At 58.6% G+C, this 5,686-nt stretch carries 4 protein-coding genes and 1 tRNA gene; all 5 read left to right on the top strand.

Annotated features, from left to right (window positions below):
• Positions 1-115 precede the first annotated feature (115 nt).
• A complete protein-coding gene (clpP, locus tag VMA74_RS07575) occupies positions 116-745 on the top strand; it encodes an ATP-dependent Clp endopeptidase proteolytic subunit ClpP (protein ID WP_325366027.1) in 630 nt (209 codons plus the stop codon).
• Positions 746-851: 106 nt separating this feature from the next.
• The gene (clpX, locus tag VMA74_RS07570; protein ID WP_233842987.1) at positions 852-2,153 is read left to right on the top strand and encodes an ATP-dependent Clp protease ATP-binding subunit ClpX; all 1,302 of its coding nucleotides are present in this window, start codon (positions 852-854) and stop codon (positions 2,151-2,153) included.
• Between the two features lie 259 nt (positions 2,154-2,412).
• On the top strand, positions 2,413-4,926 hold the full coding sequence (gene lon / locus VMA74_RS07565) for an endopeptidase La (protein ID WP_325366026.1): 2,514 nt from the start codon (positions 2,413-2,415) through the stop codon (positions 4,924-4,926).
• 329 nt (positions 4,927-5,255) lie between these two features.
• A complete protein-coding gene (locus VMA74_RS07560) occupies positions 5,256-5,528 on the top strand; it encodes an HU family DNA-binding protein (protein WP_204632466.1) in 273 nt (90 codons plus the stop codon).
• Positions 5,529-5,545: 17 nt separating this feature from the next.
• Positions 5,546-5,620, top strand: a tRNA-Val gene (locus tag VMA74_RS07555).
• The last annotated feature ends 66 nt before the right edge of the window (positions 5,621-5,686 follow it).

The following is a 5,686-nucleotide window of genomic DNA, read 5'->3' as shown; positions in this document are numbered from 1 at the left end:
AAGGGTTTGCGGCAGGCCAGGGCCGGCTTGCGCTAGCGGGGCGTTTTCTCAACCTGCTAGTCTGGCCCGATCATACGAATCGATATTCAGTCCCCACACCCGGAGAGTTGCACGCATGGCCATGGACCCGATCCAGAACCTCAACCTGGTGCCGATCGTTGTCGAGCAGACGGCTCGCGGCGAGCGTTCGTATGACATCTACTCGCGCCTGCTGAAAGAGCGGGTGATCTTTCTGGTCGGTGAAGTGAACGATCAGGTCGCCAATCTGCTGGTTGCACAGATGCTGTTTCTTGAATCGGAAAATCCCGACAAGGACATCCATCTCTACATCAATAGCCCCGGCGGCGCCGTAACGGCCGGCTTGGCCATCTACGACACCATGCAATTCGTCAAGCCCGACGTCAGCACCATGTGCGTGGGCCAGGCTTGCAGTGCCGCTTCGCTGCTGTTGATGGCCGGCGCCAAGGGCAAGCGTTATTCACTGCCCAATTCGCGCGTGATGATCCATCAGCCTTCCGGCGGGGCACGCGGCCAGGCTACCGATATCGAAATCCAGGCCCAGGAAATCCTGTACCTGCGCCGCCGCCTGAACGACATTTACGTTCAGCACACCGGCCAGCCGCTGGACAAGATCGAGCGTGACATGGAGCGCGATCGCTTCATGAGCGCGGAACAGGCCAAGGAATACGGCCTGATCGATGCCGTTCTCGACCGCCGTGCGGTCGAAACGGTCAAGTCGGCCTGATTTCAGCCGATTCCTTGCCTATAACGGGGTCCTGCGTCCGGGTGCGGACTCGGGACCCTGTGCTATTCTCGACCCGTAACCGGGTTTTTCCAGCAGGATCAAACGAATGAGCGACGAGCGGCAAGGCCGTTCCAACGACAGCGGCAAGATTCTTTACTGCTCCTTTTGCGGTAAGAGCCAGCATGAGGTGCGCAAGCTGATCGCGGGTCCGTCCGTGTTTATCTGTGACGAATGCGTTGAGCTGTGCAACGACATCATCCGTGAAGAGCTTGAGGAGAAGGCCGCTTCCGGGCGCAGCCAACTGCCCAAGCCCAAGGAGATCATGGAGACCCTCGACCAGTACGTGGTCGGGCAGACGCGTGCCAAGAAAGCGCTCGCCGTCGCGGTCTACAACCATTACAAGCGGATGGAATCACGCCAGCGCAGCGACGATGTCGAGCTTGGCAAATCCAACATCCTGCTTATCGGTCCGACCGGTTCGGGCAAGACGCTGCTGGCCGAAACGCTGGCGCGCCTGCTCAACGTACCGTTCACCATTGCCGACGCCACCACGCTGACCGAAGCCGGCTATGTGGGCGAGGACGTCGAAAATATTATTCAAAAGCTGTTGCAGAAGTGCGACTACGACGTCGAGAAGGCGCAGTCGGGCATCGTGTACATCGATGAGATCGACAAGATTTCGCGCAAGAGCGAAAACCCGTCGATCACGCGCGACGTATCCGGCGAAGGCGTGCAACAGGCTTTGCTGAAGTTGATCGAAGGCACGCTTGCATCCGTTCCGCCGCAGGGTGGTCGCAAGCATCCGCAGCAGGAATTTCTGCAGGTCGACACCAAAAACATCCTGTTCATTTGCGGTGGCGCGTTTGCGGGTCTGGAGAAAGTGATCCAGCAGCGTTCCGAAACCACGGGCATCGGCTTCTCCGCCGAAGTGCGTTCGAAGGAACGCACGGAAAATCTCGGCAAAGTTTTGGCGGAAGTCGAGCCTTCCGATCTCGTGCGCTTCGGTCTGATTCCGGAGTTCGTCGGTCGTCTGCCAGTTGTGGCGACGTTGGACGAATTGGACGAGGACGCATTGGTGAAAATTCTCACCGAGCCGCGCAACGCCGTCACCAAGCAGTTCCGCAAACTGTTCGAGATGGAAGGCGTCGAATTGGAATTCCGTCCCGAGGCACTGCAGGCGATTGCACGCAAGGCGCTGAAGCGTAAGACGGGTGCGCGCGGTCTTCGCACCATTCTCGAGCAGGTGCTGCTGGACACGATGTACGAGCTTCCCTCGCTGGAGCATGTCAGCAAAGTCGTGGTCGACGACGCTGTCATCGAAGGACAGGCGGAGCCTTATCTGATCTATCGCGGGAACTTGCAGCAACAACCGCGAATCAGCAGCGAAAGCGGCGACGCGGCAGCCTGATTGTTTTGACGCTGTTCATACGGCCCCGGTGGTCCCCACCGGGGCCGTATTTTTTCCGTTCCCGGGCCGCCACTTGTGTGCAGCTCACATCGCCTCCACTTGACGACTCAATGGCCACGGCGCAGTGTCGGGGTCGTCAGCGGGAGTGGCACAGGAGGTGCCGCGCGCCTGGGTGTATGTACCGGGCACGGTGACTTCGAAGAACGGTCGGGATGGCAGTTCTGAGGTTTTCATTCTTTTTCGCGAGAGACCCCCTGCGATGGCAAAAAGTGCCGCAACTCATATCGCTACTGGTACCACGCTGGACGCACTGCCGGTGCTTCCGTTGCGTGACGTAGTCGTGTACCCGCATATGGTGATTCCGTTGTTCGTCGGGCGCGACAAGTCCATGCGTGCGCTTGAGCGCGCGATGGAAGGCGAACGGCAAATTCTCCTGGTCGCGCAAAAGAGCCCGGACATCGACGATCCGGCGATCAAAGACCTTCACGAAATCGGCACGCTTGCAGGCGTGTTGCAGTTGTTGAAGCTACCTGACGGCACGGTGAAAGTGCTGGTGGAGGGCCAGTCGCGCGTCTCGATCGAGGAATACAACGACGACAGTGGCATGCTCACCGCGCGTTCGCGCGTTATCGAACCTGTGTACAACGTCAAAGAGCGCGAGCTCGATGTCGTGTCGCGCACGCTCGTTTCGTTGTTCGAGCAGTTGGTGAAGCAAAGCCGCAAGTTGCCGCCCGAAGTGTTGGCGACATTGTCAGGTATTGACGATCCGTCGCGTCTTGCGGACTCGATTGCCGCGCACCTATCCGTGCGCATGGCCGACAAACAGAAAGTGCTCGAAACCGCCGATGTGGCTCAGCGTCTGGAGTTGCTGATCGGCCTTGTCGACGGCGAAATCGATCTGCAGCAGGTGGAAAAGCGCATCCGCGGCCGCGTGAAGTCGCAGATGGAAAAGAGCCAGCGCGAGTACTACCTCAACGAGCAGATGAAGGCGATCCAGAAGGAACTGGGCGAGGGCGAAGACAACCCGAACGAGCTGGAAGAGCTGCAAAAGAAAATCGAAGACTCGGGCATGCCCAAGCCGGTGCTCGCCAAGGCGCGGCAGGAATTTGGCAAGCTTCGTCAGATGTCGCCGATGTCTGCGGAAGCCACGGTTGTACGCAATTATCTCGACTGGCTGATCGGCGTACCGTGGAAAAAACGCAGCAAGGTCCGCAAGGATCTCGCGCTGGCGCAGGAGGTACTCGATGCCGATCACTTTGGCCTGGAGAAGGTCAAGGAACGCATCCTTGAATACCTGGCCGTGCAGCAGCGCGTGAGCGCCATGAAGGGGCCTATCCTGTGCCTGGTTGGGCCGCCCGGCGTGGGTAAAACCTCGCTCGGCCAATCGATCGCGAAGGCAACCAACCGCAAATTCGTTCGCATGAGCCTCGGTGGCGTGCGCGACGAAGCGGAGATTCGCGGCCATCGTCGTACCTATATCGGTTCGATGCCGGGTCGCATCGTGCAGAACATGAATAAAGTCGGCACAAAGAATCCGCTGTTCGTGCTGGACGAAATCGACAAAATGTCGATGGATTTTCGCGGCGATCCCTCCTCGGCGCTGCTGGAAGTGCTCGATCCGGAGCAAAATCACACGTTCAATGATCACTATCTGGAAGTCGATCTGGATCTTTCCGAAGTGATGTGGATCGCCACAGCCAACTCGCTGAATATTCCCGGTCCGCTGTTGGATCGTATGGAAGTCATTCGCATCCCCGGTTACACCGAGGATGAGAAGCTTGCCATCGCGCAAAAGTACCTGCTGCCCAAACAGATCAAGGCCAATGGATTGAAGCCTGAGGAAGTGTCAGTGGACGCCGAAGCGGTGCGCGACATCGTGCGGTATTACACGCGCGAATCGGGGGTGCGTAACCTGGAGCGCGAAATTTCCAAGATCTGCCGCAAAGTGGTCAAGCAGTTGACGCTGGGCGAGAGCAAAAAGGTCGCGCAGACCGCCAAAGTCGAAACGAAGAAAAAGTCGAAACCCGCTACGCCGAATAGGGTGAGTGTCAGTTCCGACAATCTCGAGAAATTCCTCGGCGTGCGCCGCTTCGATTTCGGTCGCAAGGAGCTGCAGAACGAAATCGGCTTGGTTACGGGCCTTGCGTGGACGCAGGTCGGTGGCGACTTGCTAAGCATCGAAGCATCGATCGTGCCCGGCAAGGGACGTCAGGTGCACACCGGCCAGCTTGGCGACGTCATGAAAGAATCGATCCAGGCGGCGTTGTCGGTGGTGCGCGCGCGCGCCGGCCAGCTCGGTATCGATCCGGATTTCCACGAGAAATACGACTTGCATATCCACGTACCGGAAGGTGCCACGCCCAAGGATGGTCCGAGCGCAGGTATTGCGATGTGTACGGCATTGGTGTCGGCACTTACCAAGGTTCCGGTACGTTCCGAAGTGGCGATGACCGGTGAAATCACGCTGCGCGGTCGCGTGCTTCCGATCGGGGGCTTGAAGGAAAAACTGCTCGCGGCGCATCGCGGCGGTATCACCACCGTGATCATTCCGGATGAAAACCGCAAGGATCTTGCGGACATTCCCGAAAACATCACCGGCTCGCTCGACATCCATCCGGTGCGTTGGATCGATGAGGTGCTCGACATCGCGTTGGAACGTCCGCTGCAACCGCTGCCAGCCAAGGAAGCGACCGAAGCCAGTGCGGCCTCGGGTACTGCGAGCGAGGGCGGTTCTCACGACGACAGTGCTGAAACCCCTACACGTACGCATTAATTTCGATGTGACATCGGTGTTTTGCGATAGGCGACACGTTTGACGTGTCGCCTATTTCATGTATGCAGCGCAACACCAAACAATCGTTACAAGCTGTATGCACGGGTATGCAAAATGCGCTGCTGAACCTCCGCAATGCGTTGGTATGACTTGTATTGCGGACCCCGGGGGGCGCTGGTATAAAGGCTCACCGTCATCCTGAGGCCTCAGCCGATGCACAGCGATGCGGGATCGCGTGCCGACGCCTCTCATCCATCCATGATCCTTTCTCGCGTTGTCCCGTCCCCAACCTATCCGCGGGCCGAATATCTGTTTAAGGGAGTAACTCAATGAATAAAACCGATCTGATCAATGCTGTTGCCGAACAAGCCGAACTGACCAAGGCTGACGCAGGCCGTGCACTCGAGGCGTTCTTCGAGACCGTGCAGAAGGCGCTGAAGAACGGCGACGACGTGTCGGTCGTCGGCTTCGGTACCTTTACCGTGCGCAGCCGTGCGGCTCGTACCGGCCGCAACCCCCGTACGAACGAAGAGATCAAGATCGCGGCCTCCAAAGTCCCCGCCTTCAAGGCTGGTAAGACGCTCAAGGACGCCCTAAACTAAGCGGCCCGCTAGGGTCTGGGTGCTTAGCTCAGCGGTAGAGCGTCGCCCTTACAAGGCGAGGGTCGTAGGTTCGATCCCTACAGCACCCACCAGAATGTGGAGCGGTAGTTCAGTCGGTTAGAATGCTGGCCTGTCACGCCGGAGGTCGCGGGTTCGAG

Origin of the sequence: Dyella sp. (assembly GCF_035508675.1) — a bacterium.
GTDB lineage: Bacteria > Pseudomonadota > Gammaproteobacteria > Xanthomonadales > Rhodanobacteraceae > Dyella_B.
The sequence above is the reverse complement of the archived record's forward strand: the minus strand, read 5'-3'. Positions and strand labels throughout refer to the sequence as shown.

Bases quoted from the DNA above. Each gene is read 5' to 3' on its own strand.
- clpP (WP_325366027.1), top strand. From the start codon at position 116: ATGGCCATGGACCCGATCCAGAACCTCAACCTGGTGCCGATCGTTGTC.
- clpX (WP_233842987.1), top strand. From the start codon at position 852: ATGAGCGACGAGCGGCAAGGCCGTTCCAACGACAGCGGCAAGATTCTT.
- lon (WP_325366026.1), top strand. From the start codon at position 2,413: ATGGCAAAAAGTGCCGCAACTCATATCGCTACTGGTACCACGCTGGAC.
- VMA74_RS07560 (WP_204632466.1), top strand. From the start codon at position 5,256: ATGAATAAAACCGATCTGATCAATGCTGTTGCCGAACAAGCCGAACTG.